The organism is Jiella pacifica, from assembly GCF_010500815.1.
In the GTDB taxonomy this organism is placed as follows: domain Bacteria; phylum Pseudomonadota; class Alphaproteobacteria; order Rhizobiales; family Rhizobiaceae; genus Jiella; species Jiella pacifica.
The window spans coordinates 1-544 of sequence record NZ_JAAAMG010000074.1 but is presented as its reverse complement, the minus strand read 5'-3'; the positions used below and the strand labels follow the sequence as shown (position 1 = coordinate 544).

Below are 544 nucleotides of genomic sequence, written 5' to 3'. Positions count from 1 at the left end.
TGTGTAGGGCGGTGAGAAAGTAGGCCACGAAGCGGCGCCAGTTGGGGCTGCCGCGCCGGAGTAAAATCCGGCCAGTGGTTAGGCTGTTTTCCTTTGTCGGGAGAGCGGCCGGGAATGTTCGCCGTGGAAGTTTACGCCGCCGTCCGGCGTTACGTTCATCTCGAGGGCAACAGCCAGCGCGATGCGGCCCGGGTCTTTGGGTTGAGCCGCGAGACGATTTCGAAGATGTGCCGGTTCTCGATTCCGCCGGGGTATACGCGAACGAAGCCGGTGGGAAAGCCGAAGCTTGGCACGCTCCTGCCGGTGATCGACACGATCCTGGAGGCCGATCGCACGGCGCCGGTCAAGCAGCGCCACACCGCCAAGCGGATCTTCGAGCGGCTTCGCGACGAGCACGGCTACGGCGGCGGGCTGACGGTGGTGAAGGACTATGTCCGGATCGCCCGTGGGCGCCAGCGCGAGACTTTCGTGCCGTTGGCGCACCCGCCCGGCCACGCCCAGGCGGACTTCGGCGAGGCGATCGGCGTGATCGGCGGCGTCAGGC

Annotated in this window: 1 protein-coding gene; it reads left to right on the top strand. The window is 66.7% G+C overall.

Annotated elements, in window-relative coordinates:
- Positions 1–114: 114 nt before the first annotated feature.
- On the top strand, positions 115–544 hold a 430-nt coding region (locus tag GTK09_RS27105), incomplete at its 3' end, for an IS21 family transposase (protein ID WP_512698712.1).